At 70.0% G+C, this 18128-nt stretch carries 19 protein-coding genes and 1 pseudogene; 9 read left to right on the top strand and 11 right to left on the bottom strand.

Annotated features, from left to right (window positions below):
• Window positions 1–50 precede the first annotated feature (50 nt).
• Complete coding sequence (locus tag BW982_RS00085) at window positions 51–1988, bottom strand: ABC transporter ATP-binding protein (RefSeq protein WP_076491671.1); 1938 nt, start codon at window positions 1986–1988, stop codon at window positions 51–53.
• Window positions 1989–2189: 201 nt separating this feature from the next.
• Between BW982_RS00085 and BW982_RS00080 the strand changes: the two genes are divergently transcribed.
• Window positions 2190–3680 (top strand): MDR family MFS transporter, encoded by a 1491-nt coding sequence (locus BW982_RS00080; RefSeq protein ID WP_076490097.1) that lies wholly within the window; start codon window positions 2190–2192, stop codon window positions 3678–3680.
• A gap of 37 nt (window positions 3681–3717) precedes the next feature.
• Here the strand turns inward: BW982_RS00080 and BW982_RS18570 are convergent, their stop codons facing one another.
• Entirely contained in the window at window positions 3718–3849 is a 132-nt protein-coding gene (locus BW982_RS18570) for a hypothetical protein (RefSeq protein WP_272918309.1), read from the bottom strand.
• A 150-nt stretch (window positions 3850–3999) separates the two neighbouring features.
• On the opposite strand from BW982_RS18570, the gene BW982_RS00075 reads away from it, so the two are divergent.
• Entirely contained in the window at window positions 4000–4548 is a 549-nt protein-coding gene (locus BW982_RS00075; RefSeq protein WP_076490096.1) for a type 1 glutamine amidotransferase domain-containing protein, read from the top strand.
• 50 nt (window positions 4549–4598) lie between these two features.
• Here BW982_RS00075 and BW982_RS00070 read toward each other — a convergent pair whose 3' ends face one another.
• Together BW982_RS00070 and BW982_RS00065 are read right to left on the bottom strand one after the other, a co-directional pair.
• On the bottom strand, window positions 4599–5417 hold the full coding sequence (locus BW982_RS00070) for a DNA-formamidopyrimidine glycosylase family protein (protein WP_076490095.1): 819 nt from the start codon (window positions 5415–5417) through the stop codon (window positions 4599–4601).
• A 13-nt stretch (window positions 5418–5430) separates the two neighbouring features.
• A complete protein-coding gene (locus BW982_RS00065; protein ID WP_076490094.1) occupies window positions 5431–6840 on the bottom strand; it encodes a flotillin family protein in 1410 nt (469 codons plus the stop codon).
• Window positions 6841–7015: 175 nt separating this feature from the next.
• Between BW982_RS00065 and BW982_RS00060 the strand changes: the two genes are divergently transcribed.
• Window positions 7016–7423 carry a glucose-6-phosphate dehydrogenase gene (locus BW982_RS00060; RefSeq protein ID WP_076490093.1) on the top strand — a complete coding sequence of 136 codons (408 nt, stop codon included), beginning with the start codon at window positions 7016–7018 and terminating at the stop codon, window positions 7421–7423.
• A 54-nt stretch (window positions 7424–7477) separates the two neighbouring features.
• Here BW982_RS00060 and BW982_RS00055 read toward each other — a convergent pair whose 3' ends face one another.
• Both BW982_RS00055 and BW982_RS00050 read right to left on the bottom strand, forming a co-directional pair.
• The gene (locus BW982_RS00055) at window positions 7478–8443 is read right to left on the bottom strand and encodes an aldose 1-epimerase family protein (protein WP_076490092.1); all 966 of its coding nucleotides are present in this window, start codon (window positions 8441–8443) and stop codon (window positions 7478–7480) included.
• 77 nt (window positions 8444–8520) lie between these two features.
• Window positions 8521–8691 (bottom strand): CsbD family protein, encoded by a 171-nt coding sequence (locus tag BW982_RS00050; protein ID WP_076490091.1) that lies wholly within the window; start codon window positions 8689–8691, stop codon window positions 8521–8523.
• Window positions 8692–8833: 142 nt separating this feature from the next.
• Here BW982_RS00050 and BW982_RS00045 point away from each other — a divergent pair, with 142 nt between their 5' ends.
• Entirely contained in the window at window positions 8834–10165 is a 1332-nt protein-coding gene (locus BW982_RS00045) for a serine hydrolase (protein WP_076490090.1), read from the top strand.
• Here the strand turns inward: BW982_RS00045 and BW982_RS00040 are convergent, their stop codons facing one another.
• The 3 genes from BW982_RS00040 to BW982_RS00030 are packed head-to-tail and all read right to left on the bottom strand — an operon-like array spanning window position 10166 to window position 12645.
• Window positions 10166–10780, bottom strand: a complete 615-nt coding sequence (locus BW982_RS00040) for a response regulator transcription factor (RefSeq protein WP_076490089.1) — start codon at window positions 10778–10780, stop codon at window positions 10166–10168. It lies immediately after the preceding gene.
• Window positions 10777–12198, bottom strand: coding sequence for a sensor histidine kinase (locus tag BW982_RS00035; protein WP_083696458.1), 1422 nt, complete (start codon window positions 12196–12198; stop codon window positions 10777–10779). Before BW982_RS00035 ends, BW982_RS00040 begins: the two co-directional genes overlap by 4 nt.
• A complete protein-coding gene (locus BW982_RS00030; RefSeq protein ID WP_076490087.1) occupies window positions 12199–12645 on the bottom strand; it encodes a hypothetical protein in 447 nt (148 codons plus the stop codon). It abuts the gene before it with no gap.
• Window positions 12646–12822: 177 nt separating this feature from the next.
• Here BW982_RS00030 and BW982_RS00025 point away from each other — a divergent pair, with 177 nt between their 5' ends.
• A complete protein-coding gene (locus tag BW982_RS00025; RefSeq protein WP_076490086.1) occupies window positions 12823–13677 on the top strand; it encodes a hypothetical protein in 855 nt (284 codons plus the stop codon).
• 56 nt (window positions 13678–13733) lie between these two features.
• Here BW982_RS00025 and BW982_RS00020 read toward each other — a convergent pair whose 3' ends face one another.
• Window positions 13734–15047 carry an MFS transporter gene (locus BW982_RS00020; RefSeq protein ID WP_076490085.1) on the bottom strand — a complete coding sequence of 438 codons (1314 nt, stop codon included), beginning with the start codon at window positions 15045–15047 and terminating at the stop codon, window positions 13734–13736.
• Between the two features lie 368 nt (window positions 15048–15415).
• Here BW982_RS00020 and BW982_RS17605 point away from each other — a divergent pair, with 368 nt between their 5' ends.
• Genes BW982_RS17605 through BW982_RS17595 form a run of 3 tightly spaced genes read left to right on the top strand, consistent with a single transcriptional unit; the run spans window position 15416 to window position 17539 of the window.
• Entirely contained in the window at window positions 15416–16519 is a 1104-nt protein-coding gene (locus tag BW982_RS17605) for a hypothetical protein (RefSeq protein ID WP_139327290.1), read from the top strand.
• Window positions 16520–16533: 14 nt separating this feature from the next.
• The gene (locus BW982_RS17600; protein ID WP_139327289.1) at window positions 16534–17283 is read left to right on the top strand and encodes a hypothetical protein; all 750 of its coding nucleotides are present in this window, start codon (window positions 16534–16536) and stop codon (window positions 17281–17283) included.
• 16 nt (window positions 17284–17299) lie between these two features.
• Entirely contained in the window at window positions 17300–17539 is a 240-nt protein-coding gene (locus BW982_RS17595; protein WP_139327288.1) for a hypothetical protein, read from the top strand.
• On the opposite strand, the gene BW982_RS00005 is transcribed toward BW982_RS17595, so the two are convergent.
• Window positions 17540–17770 carry an integrase core domain-containing protein gene (locus BW982_RS00005; protein ID WP_083696457.1) on the bottom strand — a complete coding sequence of 77 codons (231 nt, stop codon included), beginning with the start codon at window positions 17768–17770 and terminating at the stop codon, window positions 17540–17542.
• Between the two features lie 104 nt (window positions 17771–17874).
• Between BW982_RS00005 and BW982_RS17590 the strand changes: the two are divergent.
• Window positions 17875–18033, top strand: a pseudogene (locus tag BW982_RS17590) (IS30 family transposase); the annotation flags it as partial.
• Between the last annotated feature and the right edge of the window lie 95 nt (window positions 18034–18128).

The raw sequence follows: 18128 nt of genomic DNA, 5'->3' as shown, positions 1-18128 counted from the left end.
GCGCTGACGGCGTGTTCTGGACACTCGGCAGCGGTGGCCGCGCCGCCGACCTACTCCGGTGGCTGGTCGCCGCGGCGAGAGACCAGGGCGGGACGCGCGAGATCGACGCTGTCGCGCTCCTCCTCGGTGAGCACGAACGACGCGGCCATCTGCTCGGCGGCGAGTCCGGCGTAGAGCCCTCCGGCGGCGAGCAGTTCGGCATGCGTGCCCGATTCGACGATGCGTCCGGCGTCGACGACGTGGATCCGGTCGGCGCCGATGACCGTCGACAGGCGGTGCGCGATCGACAGCGTGGTGCGCCCGTGCGCGGCCGTCTCCAGCGCCTCCTGGACGATCCGCTCCGACACGGTGTCCAGGGCGCTCGTCGCCTCATCGAGCAGAAGCACCGGCGGGTCTTTCAGCAGCACGCGGGCGATCGCGATGCGCTGCTTCTCGCCGCCCGAGAGGCGATAGCCGCGCTCGCCCACGATCGTGTCGTACCCGTCCTCGAAACCGGCGATGACGTGGTGGATGTTCGCCGCGCGGCACGCCGCCTCGATCTCGGCATCCGTGGCCTCGGGCTTCGCGTACCGCAGGTTCTCGCGGACCGAGGCGTGGAAGAGGTACGTCTCCTGCGAGACGATGCCGATGTCGTCGATGATCGACGCGCGTTCGAGCGAGCGGACGTCGGCCCCCGAGAACATCACCGCTCCCCCGCTCGCCTCGTACATGCGCGGCGTGAGGTAGAGGATGGTCGTCTTGCCCGCACCCGACGGGCCGACGAAGGCGACGTGCTGACCCGGCTCCACGACGAACGAGACTCCACCGAGGGTGGGGCGCGCCTGCTCCGGCGCGTCGGGGTAACGGAACACGACGTCGCGGAACTCGATGCGACCGACGGGACCGGGCGCCGCCGACACCGGGATGGCGTCCGGCGCGTCGGCGATCGCGGGCTTCAGATCGAGGTACTCGAAGATGCGCGCGAACAGCGCCGATGAGGTCTGCACATCGAGGGCGACGCGCATGAGCCCCATCAGCGGCATCAGCAATCTCGCCTGCACGGTCGTGAAGGCGACGATCGTTCCCGCCGTGAGCGTGCCCGCGCCGGCGCCCACAAGGATCCCCGCGACGAGGTAGATGATCGCGGGGACGCTCGCCATGATCACCTGGACGACCGCGAAGAACCGCTGTCCGCTCATCGCCTGACGCACCTGGAGGCGGACCTGGTTGGCGTTCTCGGCGTCGTACCGGGCCGACTCGGTGCGCTGCCGGTTGAACGACTTCGACAGCAGGATGCCGGACACGCTCAGGGTCTCCTGCGTGATCGCGGACAGCTCGGAGAGCGACTCCTGCGTCTGGGCGGCGATCCGCGCCCGCACCTGTCCGACGCGGCGTTGCACGAGGACCAGGACGGGCATGATGACCACGGCGATCAGCGTCAGGCGCCAGTCGATGAGGATCATCGCCACGAGCGAGGCCACCACCGTCACCGAGTTGCCGAGGATGCTGGTGACGGTGTTGGTGAGCACACCGGACACGCCCCCGACGTCGTTCTGCAGACGCGACTGGATGACGCCGGTCTTGGTCCGCGTGAAGAAACCGAGCTCCATCGCTTGGAGATGGTCGAACAGTCGCACGCGCAGATCGCCCGTGACCCGGTTGCCGACCGTCGCGGTGAACCACGTCTGAGCGACCCCGAGGCCGCCCGAGAGGAGGAAGAGGCCGATCATCGCCGCGACCAGGACCGCGAGGAGCCGAAGGTCGACGGGCGAGCCGTCGACGGGGAACAGCGCGTCGTCGAAGATGCGCTGCACGAGCAGCGGAGGGATGACGGCCACGGCGGCGCCGAGCACGACGAGGATCACCGTCACGGCGATGCGGCGGCGGTAGGGGCGGAACAGCGACGCCACCCGCCGTCCGAGATCGGGAACGCGGGGCGCCTCGGCGTTCCGCTGCCGCTGCGTCTCCGCGTACACACCGCGGAACATTCCTCCGCCCATGCCGCCCATGCTCATGCGCGTCAGCCTACGTCCGCCCACGGACACCCGGACGCACGAGCCGATGTCATAGGTCCTCGATAGACTCCCCCCACACCGCTCGAGACCCGCCCCCGCCGGCCGACCGGGAATACGAGGCCGCGCTCGGCGGTTTCTCCCCACGTCCGTCGCCTTCCGTGACGCCACGACGCCCTCCCTGGATTGGATCTCGCCATGGCCGCCACCACCGGAACCCCCACCGCTGCCCCGACGACCGCGTCGGGGGTGACCTCCGAACAGAACCGCGTCATCTGGCTGCTGCTCGTGGCGGCGTTCGTGGCGATTCTCAACGAGACCACGATGAACGTGGCGATTCCGCACCTCATCCGCGATCTGAGCATCACGGCGGTCGCGGCCCAGTGGTTGACGACGGCGTTCATGCTGACGATGGCGGTGGTCATCCCCGTCACCGGCTTCCTGCTCCAGCGCTACACCACGCGCCAGATCTTCATCACGGCGATGACGCTGTTCTCGCTCGGCACGCTCGTGGCGTTCCTCTCCCCCGGGTTCGAACTGCTCGTCACCGCGCGGGTCATCCAGGCGTCGGGCACGGCGATGATGATGCCGCTGCTCATGACGACCCTCATGACGATCGTCCCGCCGCAGCACCGCGGGCGCATGATGGGCCGTGTCAGCATCGTGATGGCGCTCGCTCCGGCGATCGGCCCGACCATGTCGGGCGTCGTCCTCGACTCGCTCGGCTGGCACTGGATCTTCGGGATCGTCCTCCCCATCGCCCTGATCTCGCTCTTCGTCGGTGCCCGCTGGATCCGAAACCTCGGCGAGACCCGAGAAGCTCCCATCGACGTCCTCTCGGTCGTCCTTTCGGCGCTCGGTTTCGGCGGCGTGGTGTTCGGCCTCAGCCAGATCGGCGGCGGACACGGCGGTTCGACGGATGCCGGCGCTGCCGGTGCCACCGCGACGGTGACGCTCGTCGCCTCGTTCACCATCGGCGTCGTCGCCCTGGCGCTGTTCGGATGGCGGCAGGTGCGCCTGCAGCGCACGGATGCCGCGCTGCTCGATCTGCGCGTGTTCCGCTCGCTCAACTTCACGCTCTCGGTCGTGCAGCTCGGGGTGATGTCGCTCGCGTTCTTCGGGGCGATCACGCTCGTACCGCTCTACCTGCAGAACGTCCTCGGACGCACCGCGCTCGAGACGGGCCTCGCGGTTCTCCCCGGGTCTCTCGCGATGGGCCTCGCGGGTCCGCTCATCGGCCGTATCTACGATCGCCGCGGCACGCAGATCCTGCTGATCCCCGGCGCGGTCATCACGAGCGCCGTGCTGTGGTTCTACGCGACCGTGGGCACCGACACGTCGTTCGTGCTGCTCGTCGTGGCGCAGACCGTGCTGTCGATCGGGCTCGCCCTGTCGTTCACGCCGCTGTTCACGGCATCCCTCGGCTCGCTCGAGCCCCGCTTCTACTCGTACGGTTCCGCGGTCGTCGGCACCGTTCAGCAGGTCGCGGGCGCAGCGGGCATCGCACTGCTCGTCACACTGATGTCGAGCGTCTCGGCCGCAGCCGGCGGCGGGGTCGAGGGCGACGCGGCGGGCGCTCGGACGGCGTTCATGGTCGCGGCGATCGTCTCGCTGCCGCTCATCGTCGGCGCGTTCCTGATCCGCAAGCCCGCCGATCAGATCGACGGGGCTCCGATGCCGGCGCACTGATCGGCGCCGGGGACTCGACGTCCCGTCGGGGCCGCGGTCAGTTCAGCGAGCAGGAACCGCCGCCGCAGCAGCGGGAGGCAGCGGGGGCGTCGTCGTCGGCCGGGGGCGTCAGCAACGCGATCAGCGGCTTCGACGGCGTCTCGGTTTCAGGGGTGGTCTCACCGGACATCCCTCCATGCTACGCCCGCGCGCGCCCGAACGGGCCGCGGTCTCCGCCACGCTCCGCTAGCCCGGGCGCTCGGCATCCGCAACCCCCGCCCGCGGCTTCAGGACCCTTCCTAGCGTGGTGGCATCCCCGCCCCCATCGAGAGGAGTCCCCATGACGGACCTCACCGGAAAGCGCATCGCCTTCCTGCTCACCGACGGCTTCGAAGACAGCGAGCTCACGAGTCCGTGGGACGCGGTCACGTCCGCCGGTGCCGAGGCGGTGCTCGTGTCCCCCGCCGAAGGCTCGGTCACGGGCGAGAAGGGTCACGAGCAGAAGATCGACCTGCCCGTCGGATCCGCCACGGCCGACGACTTCGACGCGCTGGTCCTCCCCGGCGGCGTGCAGAACGCGGACGACATCCGCATCGTGAAGGACGCCGTGCACTTCGCCCGTGCGTTCTTCGACCAGCATAAGCCGGTCGCCGTCATCTGCCACGGTGGATGGATCCTGACCGAGGCCGACGTGCTGAAGGGTCGCACGCTGACGAGCTACCCGACGCTGCAGACGGACCTGCGCAACGCCGGAGCCACGTGGGTCGACGAGGAGGTCCACGTCGACCAGGGCCTCGTCTCGAGCCGCAACCCCGACGATCTGCCGGCGTTCAACGCGAAGCTGATCGAAGAGGTCGCCGAGGGGAAGCACGCCGGCCAGACGGCCTGAACGTCGCACTCTCGTGGGGTCTCGGGCTGCGGCTCGGGACCCCGCTTCCTTCAGGCCGGTGATGCCTGACACGACGGACACCACTGACCACCGCCCTTCGTGCCGGGGATGTCCTCGATCACTCCGTCGCCGTCCGGGCAGGGCTCGCCGGTACGGCCGTGCACGCGCATCGCCGCGACCTTCGCCGCCTTCTGCTGCGCGATCGGCACGTTCCGCCGCGCGGCGACCGCCTCGTCGAGCACCTCGCGCAGCGCCGCGTGCAGACGGGTCACTTCGTCTTCACTGAGGGACGCGGCGTGCGCCGAGGGCGAGAGCCGCGCGACGAAGAGGATCTCGTCCGAGTAGGCGTTGCCGATGCCCGCGAGCGACTCCTGCTCCTGCAGCAGCGCCTTCAGCTGTTTCCGCCGCGTCCCGAGGGCGTGGGCGAGGTCTTCCCGCGAGAACGCCGGGTCGGCGGCATCCAGTCCGAGCTTGGCCACGGCGGGGACGTCGAGCGGGTCGGCGACGACGTGCAGCTGCACGGACAGCCAGCCGCCCGCGTCGGTGATGCCGAGCGCCCCGTCGTCGAAGGTCACGCTCGCGATCAGAGCCGCCCCTTCGGGCGGAGCGGATGCCACGTCACCCTCGCTCCACGTCGCCCAGCCGGCGCGACCGAATCCGATCGCGAGGTGGGCTCCGTCCAGATCGACGTCGATGTGCTTCCCGTAGCGGGAGACCCCGGTCACCGACCGCCCGACGAGCCGTTCGAGGGGGCGGGCCCGCGTCTTCAGCGCGCGGAACTCCGCCAGCTCCGCGGCGACGACGACACGTCCGGTGAGGCGCTCACGCAGGAACAGCGTGAGCGCCTCGACCTCGGGAGCCTCGGGCACGGTCGCGCGCTCCTCAGGCTCCCGGCTCGGATGCGGTCGGTGCCGTCGCCGGGGCCGCCGGAGCAGGCTCCGGCTCGACCGGGCGCCGCGATGCGTCGGCGAAGGCGTCGGCCACGGCGCGCCCCTGGATGATCGCGGTCAGGTCGATGCCGGTCGCCGCGCGCACCGCCTCGAACGACGAGCGGAGGCCCGCCGCAGACTCCGCGGCGAGGTGGCCGCTGGCCCCTTCGCCGCCGAGCACCGTGACGTTGCCGACGCGGTCGTAGCCCTTGGCGAACTCGGCCATCATCGGGACGAGGGCCTCGAGCGCGCGCTGCGCGAGCAGGGCCTCCTGGTTGTGCGAGAGCGCTTCCGCCTCCGCGCGGATCGCCTCGGCCCGGGCCTCACCGGCCAGACGGACGGCCTGCGCGTCGGCTTCGGCGCGCACGCGCACGGCGGCGGCTTCCTGCTCGGCGATCTGCGCCCGCGCCTCGGCGGCCTTGATCTGCGCGTACGCCTCGGCGTCGGCATCCTTCTGGCGCTGGTACAGATCGGCGTCGGCGACGCGGGAAACCTCGGACTCCAGCCGCGCCTGGGTGTTCTGCGCCTCCTGCTGCAGGACGGCCTGCCGACGCTCGGCCCGCGTCAGCGCCTCGGCCTGCTCGGCCTCGGCGTTGGCGCGTCCGACCTCGGCCTTCGCCGCGGCGCTGTTCTTGTCGAGCGCGGTCTGCTCGATGAGGTTCGCCTCGTCGGTGGCGATCTGCCGCGCACGGATCTCGCGCACCGCGTTGATGCGGGCGACCTCGGCCTCGCGCTTGACGCGCTCGACCTCGGTGGCGCCGAGGGCGGCGATGTAGCCGTTGCCGTCGGTGACGCCCTGGATCTGGAACGAGTCGAGGATGAGCCCCTGCGACGACAGGTCAGCCTTGATGCCCTCGGCGATCTGGTCCGAGAGACGCTGCCGGTCGCGCATGAGCTCCTCGACCGTCAGCGTCGCGACGACGCCGCGGAGGGCGCCTTCGAGCTGCTCCGTCGTGAACTGCTCGATGGCCTTGTCTTGCGAGGCGAAACGTTCGGCCGCCCGACGCACCGATTCCGGATCGGAACCGATCTTCACCAGGGCGACGCCGCTCACGTTCACGGTGACACCGTTCGACGACTGCGCCGTCGGCTCCATCTTGATCTGGCGGGCGCGCAGCGAGATCATCTCGCCGCGCTGCGTGAGGGGGTTCACGATCGCGCCGCCCCCGGTGATGACGGTGATGCGCGAGGAGTTGCCGTCGGCGGCTCTCTGGCGCTTACCGACGATGACCAGGGCTTCGTCCGCCTTGGCGACGCGGTACCACCCGCGAATGAGCCCGGCGATGATCAGGATGACGACGATAACGACGACGAGCGCGATGACGACGACGAGACCGATCGCCCCGAGGGCGGCGATTTCCATGCTTCTCCTTCGATGGGCGCCGCCCGAGGCGACGCGGGGGGAATTCCCTCCAACCTATCGGGGGGCTCTCCGACGCTGTCCACCCCCCTGTGCACACGACGGTCGTCCCCGCATGCCCCCGAGGGCGCGTACCGTGGAGAGTGAGGCGGCCCGAACCGCCGAAGAAGGGTCCCCCATGAAGATCGTCTCGTCCGCGGATTGGCGGGATGCCATCGCCTTCGACGTCCCCGTCGTCGTCGCCGATGTCGTCCCCGGTGAGCCCACCCGCTGCGTCGGGTGCGGAGCCGACGGTGTGCTGCTCGAGCGCACCGAGCTGTGGGCGGTCAAGCACCGCCACCCGAAGCACCACGGCGGGTTCGTCCGTTTCTATTGCGATGCGCACAAGCCGGCGCCCGCGCCCGCGCCGCCGGCTCCGATCGAGCTGAAGAAGACGCGCGCGTCGGCCCCACGGGCCGAGCGACGCCCCTCCTCGCCGAAGGCCACCCCGGTCACTGACCGCCCCACGCGGGCGATGTGCCCGGACTGCTTCGTCGAGGTCTCGGCCGGCGGCGACTGCGGCATGTGCGGCGCGCAGGTCGTCTGATCCGCGCAGAACGACGCCGCCCCGGTCGCGAGACCGGGGCGGCGTCGTTTCATCTCAGCGCGCGGAGATCGTCCAGCCGACCTCGTGGCTCTCACCCGGGGCCACGGCGATGAGGCCGGTCGCGAAGGCGTAGGCATCGTCGTTGAACGCGTCGGGCGCGCACGTCATGGGCTCGACGGCGAGTCCCGCGCGGTGGCCGGGGGTTCCGGGCCCGGCCGGCAGGTCGGCCGTGTGGATCTGGACCCACGGGCAGCCCGCGTCCCACGTCATCGCCACACCGGTCCCGGACGGGTCGCTGAGCGTGACCGTCGCCCGGCCGTCGGCATCCCGGATCAGGTCGGTGTAGGCGTGGTCGATCTCGACGGCGCCGAGAACGCGGGGCTCGCGGAAATCGAAGCGCTCGGCGTCGACGGTGACGGATGCCACGGCCACGGGGGCGAGGCGGTCCGGTGTGACCTCGAGCACGGTGTCGGCCGGCAAGTGGAGGGTCCACGAGTCCAGGTCACCGGAACCCGCGACGAGGTAGGGGTGCGGGCCGGTCCCCCACGGAGCCGGGGTGTCCGAAAGATTGGTCGCGCGGACCGTTTGCGTCAGACCGTCGGCGTTCAGCCGGTAGGTCGTCGACACCTCGACCCACCAGGGGTAGCCGACCTGTGCGGGAACGGTCGCGCTCAGCGTGACCGACGCCTCGTCGACCTGCACGATCGACCAGTCCGCCCAGCCGAGCAGACCGTGCAGAGCGTGCCCGCGGTTCGGTTCGGTGAGGGCGAGACGATGCTCGTCGCCGCCGAAGCGGTACACGCCGTCGACGACGCGGTTGGGCCAGGGCGCGAGAGTCGCACCGCGGAAGGCGGGGCGCACTTCGTCAGCCGCGAACGGCACGACGAGGTCGCGCCCCTCGTGGGTCAGGGAACGGAGGGAAGCGCCCACGCTCGCGATCGCGGCTTCGTAGCCGTGGGCGCGGAGGACGACGGGGGTTCCGGACACGGCGGTGGTCACGGACACGGCGACATCGGTCATCCGGCCATTATCCCGATCTCGGAGCGCCGAAACGACGAACGCCCCGACCGGAAGGGTCGGGGCGCCCGCAGGACGGTTTACTTGAAGGCGTCCTTGACGTTCTCTCCGGCCTTCTTGACGTGGGCTTCGGTCTGCTCGGCCTTGCCCTCCGCCTCGAGACGCTCGTTGTCGGTGGTCTTGCCCCAGGCTTCCTTCGCCTTGCCGGCGACGTCTTCTGCGGCGTTCTTGATCTTGTCGTCGAGTCCCATGTCGACTCCTTCCGCTCGGTGGACCGGTAGTACCGGAATGACGCCACGGTAGGCGCGTCCCCTGGGTCGATCCGGGGGGTTGATATTCCGGACGTTGTGGGGAAGCGAGCCCGACGGGTTAGGTTCGACGCGGGGGGTACAGATGGGGCAGGCACCGGAACACGTCGACGAACTGGGTCGATTCGCCGATTTGCTGGACGACGCGCCGGCGGCATCCGGATCCGGGCGGGCCGGTCGGATCGCGCTCCTCGTCGTGCTGATCACGATGCTCGTCGCCGCTCTCGGCACCGGGGGTTACGTGTGGTGGGCATCCTCGGCTCCCCTCCCCGCGCCCACGTTGGCGACCCAGCCGCCCCCCGTCACCGCAGGCGCGGCCGCCGCCGTACGCCTCCCCTCGACGGGGGCGATGCGCGTGAGCGTCGTCGGCGGCGAGCAGTACCTCGGCGCGGACGACGATGGCGCCTGGGCCGCTTCCGGGGGCGACGACCCGCGCCCCATCGCCAGCGTTGCGAAGCTCATCACCGCTCTCGTCGTCTTGGACCGGCATCCCCTCGACGGACCGAACGACCCGGGCCCGACCGTGGCGTTCACGGAGGCGGACACCGACCTCTACGACCAGTTCTACGTGAGGGGAGCGACGATCGCGAAGATGCCCGATCGGACGACGCTGTCCCTCCACGACGCGCTCGCCACGATACTGCTCCCCTCGGCGAGCAACTATGCCGTCGCCCTCGCGCGCTGGGGCTATGGCTCCGAGGGCGCCTACGTCGACGCGGCGAACGCGTGGCTGGAGGCGAACGGCCTCACTTCGACCCGGATCGTGGATGCCACGGGCCTCGACGATCGCAACACGTCGACGCCGCGCGATCTCGTCGCGCTCGGCAAGATCGCCGAGTCCCACGCCGCGCTGGCCGCGATCGTCGCGCTCCCCTCGATCTCGCTGCCGGACGGACCGGGCTACGTGACGAACACGAACGACCTCCTCGGCACCGCCGGGGTGCGCGGCCTCAAGACCGGCAACCTCGGTGAGGGCACGTTCAACCTGCTGTTCAGCTCGCTGCTCGACGTGGGGATGGAGGCACCGCTGCAGATCACCGGGGTGCGGCTCGGCGGCGAGACGCACGACTCGACGGATCAGGACGTCGCGGCGTTCCTGAAGAGCGTGCAGGACGGGTTCCACGACGTCCCGGTCGCGTCCCCCGGTGAGGACCTCGGCACCATCACGACCGCGTGGGGCGCGGAGGCGCGCGTCGTCCTCACCCGCACGGTGGCGATCCGGACCTGGTCCGACACACCGATCACGCCCTCTGTCGCGATCGTGACCCCGCAGATATGGGCCGACGGCGAGACGGTCGGAACCGTCACCTGGACCGCGGGCCCGCACACCGCGTCCTCGGACCTGAAGATCGTGGGCGATCTGGAACCTCCGACCCTGTGGTGGCGGCTCACCCATCCGGGACAGCTCGGGGGCTGATCAGCGCGCGAGATTGTCCCGCGCCCACAGCGCGGCGCTGGTGCGGTCGGCGACGCCGAGCTGCCGGAAGATGCTGCCGAGGTGCGCCTTGACGGTGCGCTCCGAGATGCCGAGCGCTGCGGCGATCTGCTTGTTCGCCAGCCCCGTCGCCACAAGACCCAGCACCTCCTCCTCCCGCGCGCTCAGGCCGGTTCCGGCGGACGCGGGCTCGGGCAGAAGGACGCCCGCGACACGTGGATCCAGGGGCGCGTGACCCTCGTGCACCGCTCGCACGGCCGCGCGGAGCTCGGCGGGCTCGGCATCCTTCAGCTGGTAGCCGGTCGCGCCCGCCGCGAGCGCGCGGCGGACACGATCCCGGTCTCCGAACGAGGTGAGGACGAGCACGCGGACGCTCGGTTCCGTCGACCGGACCGACCGTGTCGCCTCGATGCCGTCGAGTACGGGCATCGACAGGTCCATCACGACGACGTCGACCTCGTGCGACGTGACGGCCTCGACGGCGGCCGCTCCGTCGGCCGCGGTGGCGACGATCTCGATGTCTCCGTCGGCCGTGAGGACGGATGCCAAACCCTCGCGCACCATGGCGTGGTCGTCGGCGATGAGGACGCGGATCACGGGTGCTCCCGGGGTGTCGTTCGATCGGGCAGGCGCAGACGCCAGCGGGTGCCGCGCCCGAGGGCGGTGGCGAGCGAGAGTTCCGCTCCCGCCTCGACGGCGAGGTCGTGCATGACGCGGGTGCCGAGGTGGCCGTCGTCGCGGGGAAGGTCGAGAACCGCGGGATCGAAGCCGGGGCCGTCGTCGGCGACCTCCAGAACGGTCGCTCCCCCGGTCAGCGTCACCGCGATCCGGACGCGGCACGGTGCCCCGTGCGTCACCGCATTGCGCAGCGCTTCCTGCGCGACGCGGTAGAGAAGGCGCTGGTCGTCCTCGGCGAGGTCGTCGGTGGCCGGATCGAGATGCAGATCGACCTCGATCCCCCGCGCCGCGGCGGTCGCGGCGAGGTCGCGCAGCGTGGCGGTCAGCCCGGTCGAGCGGAGGCTCTCGGGGTAGATGTCGACGAGGAGCGACCTCAGCACGCGGACGTTGCCGCGCACGGCACCGGCCACGTCGCGGGCGCGGGTCGCGGCATCCGTCAGACCTTCGCGGTCGGCGGCGACGGCGGCGCTCTCGGCGACGAAGCTCGTGGCCACGAGGTCCTGCACGGGGCCGTCGTGGAGGGTGCCGGCGATGCGACGGCGTTCGGCGTCCGACGCGTCGACCGCCCGCTGCAGGAGCTCTGCGCGGCGGGCCTCCGCGCCGCGCAGGCGGCGGATGAGTCCCCACACGATCGGCGCGGTGAGCACGACGAGCAGGAGCAGGCTGCTCGTGGTGACCCCCGCGAAGCCGCGCCACAGTTCAGCCGACCGGGCCGCCACCGGTTCGTAGGGGTAGTACACCTCGAAGAGCAGCTGTTGGCCCGACGGCGTCCAGACCGGGCGGTACACCTCGAGCAGGCGCGGTGCGTCCTCGAACTCGTTCTCGTCCTCCGACAGGTCGGAGACCGTGGCGCGGGTCGACGGCGAAGCGAGAGCGGCGCGTTGCGCGTCGTCGAGCGCGAAGGTGCGCCCGATGAGCTGCGGTTCGTCGGCGTACAGCACGCGTCCCTGCGGATCCCAGATCTTCACGCGGACGACGTCCGACCCCAGAACCGTCGACCGCACGACCCCGTCGAACGCGTCGACCGCGGCGGGGTCCCCCGCGGCGAGCGCGTCCGTGAGAGCGGGGCGGATGACGGCCTGAGCCAGCACGTTGGTCGTCTGCGCGGCGTCGTTGACCGCTTCGCGCTCAGCGAGCCACTGCGCGCCGAAACCGGCCAGAACCGCGACGGCGACCAGCGCCGTCACGAGCACCGCTCCCAGCCGCAGAAGCACGGCGCGGGCCGAGAGCGACCGCGGCACGCCCTCGGCGGCGCGCCCGGCGACGCGCACCGACCACGGCACCGCCTCAACGGCATCCGTGGTCGGTGATCGTGGCGTGGAGGGATCGGATGCCACTCAGTCGTCCTCTCCCCCACGGTCGCCGCCGCGCCGCCCCGAGCCGGTGTCGTCCGAGCCCCGGCCGGAACCGGAAGAGTCATCGGGCGTTGTCGACGGCACCGCGGAGTCGTCGACCGTGGCATCCTGCGTCGCCCGGTCGTCGCCGGGCTCGACCCGCGCGTCGCGGGGGACGTCGCCGCCGCGGTCGTCGGTGCTGCCGGTCGCGTCGTCCGCCCCGCTCGAGGCCCCTCCGCGGTCGTCGCCGGGCTCCACTCGCTGGTCGCGGGGAGTCTCGCCGCCCTGGTCGTCGACCGAGGGCGACGGCGACACCGTCACGACCTGGCCCGACACCGGAACGGGGACGGGAACCGATTCGGCGAATGAGGTGTTGCCCCACAGCCCGAGGGCCGCGGGGGCGGCAGCGAGCGCCAGAGCGCCCGCGCCGATGAGGATCCGCTTCTTCATGTCATCCGTCCTTCCGGCCATTCTCGCGTGGATCGCGAGAGACGATGCGTCCACTGTGCGCGGGAGGCCCGACGGGGCACCATCGGACGATGGTCGTACGACCAAGGTCGCATTGTCGCGTCCCGCGCCGCGCCGGGAGGGTGGACACAGCTCGCCCCCTGACGAAACGAGGCATCCATGAGCAGCACGACATTCACCCGCACGACGGCGGTCCTCGCGGCCGCCCTGGTGGCGGCATCCGGTCTCCTCTTCCCCGCCGCCGCGCAGGCGAAGACGACCTCGACGGGCGGCGACTACGCCGTCACCGTCAACAGCACCACGTACAACCCCGCTCCGGGCAAGGACGCGAAGCTGAAGGACCTGACGGTCTCGACGCCGATCGTCGTCAGCGGCAGGAACAACCGCTTCACGATCGACCCTGCGACCCTCGGCGTGTACGACTACACGCTCACCGGCGCACCGGACACGCAGCGCATGGTGACGAGTCCCACCGTGGTGTTCTCGTCGAAGGTTCCGACCCTCACCGCCGCGCAGCGGGCCGGCACCCGACTGTCGAGCCTCGAGGTGCGCGACGACACCGTGGTCGCGATCTTCACGACAGCGGGCGGCAAGCTGAAGATCCAGGCGAAGGACGGTGCGCAGGGCGGCATCTTCCAGATGGAGCCCGAGTTCGCCGCCCCCGTCGAACTCGTGCACACCCTCGGCCCGGGCCTGTTCTACTTCGTGAACCAGTACACCGGGAAGATCAACTTCGGCAACGGAGTGGATGCCGTCGCCTCGGGCCCCGACGCCCACCAGATGCTCCTCGGCAAGGACAGCCCGCAGGTCGCGACGAAGACGTACCAGGATGCCACGGTCACGAAGTGGACGGTCCAGTCCGGCGGTCGCATGGGCGGGGTGCTCGGTGAGGATGCCATCGAGCTGTCGGCGGGAGCCACGAACTGCACCAGCCAGTGCCAGGCCCAGAACCGGATCAACGGTTCGCTGCCCGTCCCGCCCGACCCGTCGAACCCGACGCCCATCGGCGGCTGACGCCGTCGCACTCGAGCCCCCGGTTCCTGGACGGCCGGGGGCTTGCGCGCGGGTGGCTACGGCCGAGGCGCGTCCAGGGCGGTCGCGACCCCTCCGCGCATCGCGAGCGCGGCGGCCAGGGTCACCCCGAGCAGCACGGTCAGGTAGACGATGAAGCCGGTGCTTCCGCCGGTGGCGTGGTACACCAGCGGCGCGGTGCCGCCGAAGAGCGAGTTCGCGACCGCGTAGCCGAAGCCGACTCCGAGGGCACGGACGTGCGCGGGGAAGACCTCCGCCTTGGCGATGCCGTTGACGGACAGGTAGCACGTCAGAACGGCGAACGAGAGGACGAGGATGCCGAACACCACCGGGGACGTCGTCTCCCGCTCGGCCGTCGACACGAGCAGTCCCGCGCCGAGCACTCCCGCCGCGCCGAAGGCGATGAGGAGGGGCTTGCGGCCGATGCGGTCGCTCAGCGCTCCGCCGAGCGGCTGGAGGAGCATGAGCACGACGAAGGCCGCGAAGACCACTCCCGTGACCGCGAGTTCTGCGGGCGCGCCGCCCGCGCCGAAAGCGGTCTCACGGAAGAGCGAGGGAACCGTGACCGTCGCGGTGTAGAACGCCGCGCTCCCTCCGGCCGTGAGGAGCATCACCCACACCAGCGGACGCCAGTGCGAGCGGAGCAGCTCCGCCATCGTCGAGGGCGGGGTCGAGGTCGCTGCGACCGCGGTGGATGCCGAGCGGCGGCGACCGCGCGCCCACCACAGCGATACGAGACCCGCCGCGCCGCCCGCCGCGAACGCGACCCGCCAGCCCCACTGCGACACCGACGTGCGATCGCCGATGAGCAGGAGCACCAGGAGGAGACCCTGAGCCAGCACCAGACCACCGACGATCGTCGCGCCCTGGAAGGAAGCGAAGAATCCGCGATGCCCGCGCGTCCCCGACTCCGAGAGCAGCACGGTGGCCGCGGCGTACTCGCCTCCGGCTGCGATCCCCTGCACGATGCTCACGACCACGAGGATCACGGCTGCCCAGGCGCCGACGACCCGCTCGGTCGGCGCGATCGCGAGGGCGAGCGATCCGGCCGACATGAGCGCGACCGCCGCGACGAGGGCGGCCATCCTCCCCCGCGTATCTGCGAACCGGCCGAACAGCCAGGAGCCCACCGGCCTGACGACGAACGTGACGGCGAACAGCGCGTAGACGTAGATCAGCGAGTCGGGCGAGTCGGCGTCGAAGAACTCGGTGCGGAAGTACGGCGCGAAGATCGCGTAGACGTACAGGTTGAACCACTGCACGAGGTTGGGCACGGACCCGGCGAGGACGGCCCGCACCCGGGCGCGGCGCTCCTGATGCGACGCGGCCGCAGCCGGGCGGGTGGAATGCACGCGCCGACTTTAGCGAAGGTCGGTGCGGGAACGGTCTCCGGAATCGCCCGGTGCCACGAACCGCCGAGCTCTGCTCAGAGCGGCCACGGCTCGTACCAGACGTCGGCGAACGCCGAGACCTCGTCGGCGAGTCGCGCCGCGACGCCCTCGCCCGCCGCGCGCCACGCCTCGCGGGCCGCCGCGTCCTTCCACCCGTCGAACGGGTCGAAGTTCGTCTCCCACAGGGCGTTCCACGCGGCGCCCGCATGGGTGAGCTGACGCTGCGGCTGCTAAAGGCCGTCCGGCGCGGCTGACTTCGTCCTCTGCGACGGCGTGAGAGGCGCCGTGCTCGCCCTCGACCGTATATGCGGTACCCCTACGCTGGTTCCGTGTCTGCTGAAACGCTCGAACCGGGAACCCATAGCCGCATAGCGGTCGCGTCTACCCCTGAGACGATGCGGGACGCTGGTGCCTTCGTCGCGCAAGCGTGGGTCCGCCCACTCGACGGCAGTGAAGTGAAGCTCGCCCGGAGGTTCGGCGAGACCGAGGATGAAGCCCTTGACGCGCTCCGTGAAGCCATTGAGGTGCACATCAAGACGGTCTCGAAGCCGTCGGCGCCGCTCGGTGAGCCGGTGTTCACACCAGCGTCCGAAGCAGACCAGACCATCCTCAGTGCCCGCGAGGGAATGAAGGCATTTGCGGCGCTCGTATACCGGTCATACCGGTTCGTCGCGCCAGGTTCCGACGCCGCGAACGACCGGGTGCTCTCAGGGAGCGACGTTGTGCCAGGGACCGTAGTGGACGGATTCGTGTCAGCCATCGTTGACCACCTTCAGGCATGGGTGGATAAGACCGGTGGCCGTGAGGTAGAGCCAGCGATGTGGCTGAGCCTGTACTCCGATTACACGCTCTTCCGCCCGGTCTTGGAGTCTCTCGCCGCCGCGGTGTGGGTGCTCGGACCGAAGGACGGCCGCGAGCGTGTGAAGAACGCGACGCGCCTGCTGGCGACCGAACTGAGCCAGGGCAAGAAGTTCGCGGACCGCGTTCGTCGGTCCGGCCAGCCCGACGAGGAAGCGGAGAAGGTCAACCGCGGACTCGACCGCATCCTCACTGAGGTGTGCACGAAGATGGGCTTCGACAAGACGAAGATGAGCCTCCCGATAGACCCGTCCTCGCTCCCGGACAAGGCGAGCCGGTTCATCCCAGGCTCGAACAAGCAGTTCTACCGTCTGTGGGCCATCTGCTCGGCTCACGCGCACGCTCAGCTCTTCGCTGTGATGAGGCACGGCGCGCGGTCTGCCGGTACCGGCCCGCACGGCGACTGGACCTACGTCGAGGCTGATTCCGAGATGTTCGCCGAAGTCGTTCGGTTTGCCGCGGACGGTCTGAACGTTCTGAGCAAGCTGCTGAACGAGCGCGGCCACTCCCTCGATGCCGAAACCGGTCCGAGACCCGGTGGCGAAGCGGCCGAACCTCGCTCGTCGGATGCGTAGTTGAGAACCCGCCCATGAGCGGTAGCAGCGCCAAGCGCGTGCGACGTGTAGAGCGCCAGCGTCCACTTCGCGTTGTAAACGCCGAGTCGGTCATCGCGTCAGCAGAGCGAATCCTCGCCGTAGACCTGTCGCGTGTCCCATCCACCCACGTCACTCAGTTCATCGTGGGTTGGCTTCGGAACTTCTTCGAACAATCGCACGTCATCGCCACGCTGACGCTCGCCGGGAGACCCTACGCAGCGTCGCCAAACACTCGAAGCTGGCTCGAAACGGCTCTGCGGATGCAGTGGCTCCACGACTTACCGCACGAGGACCGTCTCGGAGCCGTAGACGCGATGCTCGACCAGGAACGAGAGCACGAAACGAAGACATTTGAGCATCTCGCGACACTCGGCGCAGCGGTCGAGGTGGACCTCAGCGAGATGAACGATTTCGTTCTCAATGTCACGGACAAAGGGCCGGTGAAGGACCAAGCGAGGAAGTTTGCCTCCGCTGTCCACGCGACCGACGTGAAAGCCGCCGACCTCTACCGATGGTGGCGCGACGAGACCCACTACTCGCATGCGGGCGGATTTCTCGCTGGTGCCTACGCTCCCGCTGGTCCTCCGCTCCGTCGCGGTACGCCGCCGGTTATCGACCCAGACCTCGAAGCGCACCGCATCCTGAGCGTCTTCGTGGTGACGCTCGTCTACCGACTGCTCCGCGAGGAGGGCACGGACGAGCACGTTGCCATGGCCCTCGTGACGGCGTTCTTTCACGACTAGGTCACATCCGGAAGGCATGAGCGAGCGCGTCCGCGAGGACCGCGCGGTGTCGGTCGGTGAGGCTGGCCATCCCGCCGTTTCCATCAGTCCCGGCAAACAGCACACTCCCGCAGACATCGTCGTTGTCGGAGAGGTGAATGCCGTACGCGCGCAGCATGTTCGTCGCGATGCGGTTCGGTTCACTGCCGTCGATACGCCACTCATCGTTGACCCACAGGAGCTTGACCCGGTTTCCCGGACGGTTCTTGTGTGTTGATCATGCCGCGATTTCGATGGTGGCGTGAAGGGCTTCGTAGTCGGCGGGGCTGAGGTAGTCGAGCGCGGAGTGCCGGCGGCGAGGGTTGTAGAAGCCCTCGATCCATTCGAACATCGCCGACGCGAGTTGCGTCCTTGAGTCCCAGTTCGTGCGGTCCAGAAGCTCACGTTGCATGGTCGACCAGAAGCTCTCGATCAGGGCGTTGTCGACGCTGGAGGCGACTCTGCCCATCGATCCGAGAAGCCCGGCTTGGCGCAGCCGGTGTCCAAAGAGCCACGAGGTGTACTGGGCGGATTCAACTGGTGGTTGCAACACCTCGATCGAGAGGTGGAAGCATGGTTAGTGGTATCGGCGCGAAGCAGGCACGAGCTCGGGCGTATCGAGGTCAGATCCCGTCGCCGGGTGCGCCGACGGTGGCCTGGCGTGAGGATCGGGTCAGGTTCTGGGCCGCTATCGCCGGCGGCGCAAGGACTGAGGACGCGTGCAGCGCAGCGTGAATCGGCCTGACTTTCGTTCCTATCGGGAGCCTTGTCCGGCCGGTGCCGGATTGGCTGATTCTTGGTCAGCGTAGTACGCCGTCTCGACCTCG

The sequence above is a fragment of the Microbacterium sp. RURRCA19A genome (genome assembly GCF_900156455.1).
In the GTDB taxonomy this organism is placed as follows: domain Bacteria; phylum Actinomycetota; class Actinomycetes; order Actinomycetales; family Microbacteriaceae; genus Microbacterium.
The sequence above is the reverse complement of the archived record's forward strand: the minus strand, read 5'-3'. Positions and strand labels throughout refer to the sequence as shown.

Bases quoted from the DNA above. Each gene is read 5' to 3' on its own strand.
- BW982_RS00085 (WP_076491671.1), bottom strand. From the start codon at position 1,988: ATGGGCGGCATGGGCGGAGGAATGTTCCGCGGTGTGTACGCGGAGACG.
- BW982_RS00080 (WP_076490097.1), top strand. From the start codon at position 2,190: ATGGCCGCCACCACCGGAACCCCCACCGCTGCCCCGACGACCGCGTCG.
- BW982_RS18570 (WP_272918309.1), bottom strand. From the start codon at position 3,849: ATGTCCGGTGAGACCACCCCTGAAACCGAGACGCCGTCGAAGCCGCTG.
- BW982_RS00075 (WP_076490096.1), top strand. From the start codon at position 4,000: ATGACGGACCTCACCGGAAAGCGCATCGCCTTCCTGCTCACCGACGGC.
- BW982_RS00065 (WP_076490094.1), bottom strand. From the start codon at position 6,840: ATGGAAATCGCCGCCCTCGGGGCGATCGGTCTCGTCGTCGTCATCGCG.
- BW982_RS00060 (WP_076490093.1), top strand. From the start codon at position 7,016: ATGAAGATCGTCTCGTCCGCGGATTGGCGGGATGCCATCGCCTTCGAC.
- BW982_RS00055 (WP_076490092.1), bottom strand. From the start codon at position 8,443: ATGACCGATGTCGCCGTGTCCGTGACCACCGCCGTGTCCGGAACCCCC.
- BW982_RS00050 (WP_076490091.1), bottom strand. From the start codon at position 8,691: ATGGGACTCGACGACAAGATCAAGAACGCCGCAGAAGACGTCGCCGGC.
- BW982_RS00045 (WP_076490090.1), top strand. From the start codon at position 8,834: ATGGGGCAGGCACCGGAACACGTCGACGAACTGGGTCGATTCGCCGAT.
- BW982_RS00030 (WP_076490087.1), bottom strand. From the start codon at position 12,645: ATGAAGAAGCGGATCCTCATCGGCGCGGGCGCTCTGGCGCTCGCTGCC.
- BW982_RS00025 (WP_076490086.1), top strand. From the start codon at position 12,823: ATGAGCAGCACGACATTCACCCGCACGACGGCGGTCCTCGCGGCCGCC.
- BW982_RS17600 (WP_139327289.1), top strand. From the start codon at position 16,534: ATGAGCGGTAGCAGCGCCAAGCGCGTGCGACGTGTAGAGCGCCAGCGT.
- BW982_RS17595 (WP_139327288.1), top strand. From the start codon at position 17,300: ATGAGCGAGCGCGTCCGCGAGGACCGCGCGGTGTCGGTCGGTGAGGCT.
- BW982_RS00005 (WP_083696457.1), bottom strand. From the start codon at position 17,770: ATGGGCAGAGTCGCCTCCAGCGTCGACAACGCCCTGATCGAGAGCTTC.